At 61.5% G+C, this 2,900-nt stretch carries 3 protein-coding genes; 2 read left to right on the top strand and 1 reads right to left on the bottom strand.

Annotation, left to right across the window (positions count from 1 at the left end; translation table 11 throughout):
• Nucleotides 1-83: 83 nt before the first annotated feature.
• Complete coding sequence (locus tag WBB95_RS21480) at nucleotides 84-1,448, bottom strand: formimidoylglutamate deiminase (protein ID WP_424489402.1); 1,365 nt, start codon at nucleotides 1,446-1,448, stop codon at nucleotides 84-86.
• A gap of 147 nt (nucleotides 1,449-1,595) precedes the next feature.
• On the opposite strand from WBB95_RS21480, the gene hutC reads away from it, so the two are divergent.
• A complete protein-coding gene (hutC, locus tag WBB95_RS21485; RefSeq protein WP_017738808.1) occupies nucleotides 1,596-2,306 on the top strand; it encodes a histidine utilization repressor in 711 nt (236 codons plus the stop codon).
• Nucleotides 2,303-2,863 carry a HutD family protein gene (locus WBB95_RS21490; protein WP_424489403.1) on the top strand — a complete coding sequence of 187 codons (561 nt, stop codon included), beginning with the start codon at nucleotides 2,303-2,305 and terminating at the stop codon, nucleotides 2,861-2,863. Before hutC ends, WBB95_RS21490 begins: the two co-directional genes overlap by 4 nt.
• Nucleotides 2,864-2,900 lie beyond the last annotated feature (37 nt).

The following is a 2,900-nucleotide window of genomic DNA, read 5'->3' on the forward strand; positions in this document are numbered from 1 at the left end:
AGCGGTAGATCAGTATCAGATGTTCTGACTGATCCACCGCATTCGCGAGCAAGCCCGCTCCCACATTTGTTAGGTGCAGCCTGTTAGCCCAGCAAGTCTCTCAAGACCTGTGTAAACGCCCGGCTGCTGTCTTCCTCGCCGGCATGATGCCCATCGCGCACCACCCACTTGCCGTTCACCAGCACATCACGCACCTGCCGGTCGCCGCCGGCGAACAGCCAGCGATTGAGAATCCCATCCTCGGTCGCCGTCGCCAGGTACGGGTCGTTGCCATCCAGCACCAGCCAATCCGCACGTTTGCCCACTTCCAGCCGACCAATCGGCTGACCCAGCGCCTGGGCGCCGCCGTCCAGGGCGGCGTCAAACAACGTGCGACCCACCATCGGCTGGTCAGTGCGATACAAGCGGTTACGCCGCTGATCGCGCAGGCGCTGGCCATATTCCAACCAGCGCAATTCCTCCACCACGCTCAATGACACATGGCTGTCGGAACCGATGCCCATGCGCCCGCCCTGGGCGAGGAAATCCACCGCCGGGAAAATCCCGTCACCCAGGTTGGCTTCGGTGGTCAGGCACAAGCCGGCAATCGCGCGGCTCTTGGCCATGCGCGCCACCTCGTCAGCGTCGGCATGTGTGGCGTGCACCAGGCACCAGCGCTCATCGACTTCAACGTTGTCGTACAGCCATTGCAGCGGGCGTTTACCGCTCCAGGCCAGGCAGTCGTCGACTTCTTTTTGCTGCTCGGCAATGTGGATGTGCACCGGGCAAGCCTTGTCGCTGGCGGCCAGCACGTCATTGATTTGTTGCGGCGTGACGGCGCGCAGCGAGTGGAAGCACAGGCCCAACTGCTGCGCCGGTTGCGCGGCCACTATCGGCTTCAAGCGGGCTTGCAGGTCGAGGTAACTTTCAGTGCTGTTGATAAACCGGCGTTGGCCTTCATTCGGTGCCTGGCCGCCAAACCCGGAATGGGTATAGAGCACCGGCACCAACGTGAGGCCAATACCACTGCTGGCGGCCGCCTGGCTGATCTGCCGCGACAGCTCCGTGCGATCGGCATACGGCTGGCCGCTGACGTCGTGGTGCACATAATGGAATTCAGCCACCGAGGTGTAACCGGCCTTGAGCATCTCGATGTACAGCTGGCGCGCGATGACCTGCAATTGCTCCGGGCTGATCTTGCCGACCATCCGGTACATCAAGTCGCGCCAGGTCCAGAAGCTGTCATTCGGGTTGCCGGCCACTTCCGCCAAACCCGCCATGGCGCGCTGGAAGGCATGCGAATGCAGGTTTGGCATGCCCGCCAACACCGGGCCCCTGAGCCGCTCGGCACCGTCTGCACTGGCATTGGGCTCAACGTGGGTCAGCACGCCATCGGCGCTGACTTCAAAGCGTACATCGTTGGCCCATCCATTAGGCAGCAGCGCGCGTTCGGCAAAGAAAGCGGACATGATCAAGGCACCCCGGTCGTGTGTTTATTTGTATATACATATACAGACGTTTGCCTGCTCGGTAAACTCCGGCAATCTATGCATCTTTTCCCCCTGCAAGGATTCCCTGTGCCGACTCCGCCTGCCAAGTCTTCGCTGGCTGCCCACATGGACGAAAGTCCGGCGCCCTTGTATGCCCGCGTGAAACAGATGATCAGCCAGCAGATCCTCAACGGCAACTGGCCGCCGCATTACCGCGTGCCCTCCGAGAGCGAACTGGTCAGCCAACTGGGTTTCAGCCGCATGACCATCAACCGCGCCCTGCGTGAGCTCACCGCCGAAGGGTTGCTGGTGCGCATGCAGGGCGTCGGCACGTTTGTCGCCGAGCCCAAGAGCCAGTCGGCGCTGTTTGAAGTGCACAACATTGCCGATGAGATCGCCTCGCGCGGTCATCGGCATACCTGCCAGGTCATCCACCTGGGCGAAGAGGCGGCCGGTTCCGAGCGTGCCGTCGCCCTGGAAATGCGCGAAGGCGGGCGGGTGTTTCACTCGCTGATCGTGCATTTTGAAAACGACATTCCCGTGCAAATCGAAGACCGCTTCGTCAACGCCCTGGTTGCGCCGGAATACCTGCAGCAGGATTTCACCCAGCAAACGCCTTACGCCTACCTCAACCAGGTGGCGCCGCTGACCGAGGGCGAGCACGTGGTCGAGGCGATTCTCGCCGATGCCGCCGAGTGCAAGCTGTTGCAGATCGAGCCGAGCGAGCCGTGCCTGTTGATTCGCAGGCGTACCTGGTCGGGCCGCCAGCCGGTGACTGCCGCGCGTTTGATCCACCCCGGTTCCCGCCATAGCCTGGAAGGACGTTTCAGTAAATGAGTGCAGTGAAAGTCTGGCGCGCCGCCGATTACGTGCGCATGCCGTGGAAAAACGGCGGCGGCAGTACCGAAGAAATCACCCGTGACGCAGGCACTGGCCTGGAGGGTTTCGGCTGGCGCCTGTCGATTGCCGACATCGCCGAGTCGGGCGGGTTTTCGACCTTCGCCGGTTATCAGCGCGTGATCACCGTGATCAAGGGCGCGGGCATGGTCCTGACCGTGGATGGTGAGGAGCAGCGCGGGTTGTTACCGTTGCAGCCATTCGCGTTCAGCGGTGAAAGCGAGGTTTCATGCCGTTTGATCACCGGGCCGATTCGAGATTTCAACCTGATCTATTCGCCCGAGCGTTACCAGGTGCGCTTTCAATGGATAGACGGTGAGCAGCGGTTTTTCACCACGGCGCAGACCGTGCTGGTGTTCAGCGTGGCGGATGAAGTGAAGGTGCTGGACCAGAAGCTGGGTCACCATGATTGCCTGCAAGTGAACGGTAACACTGGCTTGCTGGATATCTCCGTCAGCGGCCGCAGCTGCATTATTGAACTGACCGCGCGCGGTTAAAAACTGTGGGAGCTGGCTTGCCTGCGATAGCGGTGTA

Source organism: Pseudomonas sp. (assembly GCF_049645325.1).
In the GTDB taxonomy this organism is placed as follows: domain Bacteria; phylum Pseudomonadota; class Gammaproteobacteria; order Pseudomonadales; family Pseudomonadaceae; genus Aquipseudomonas.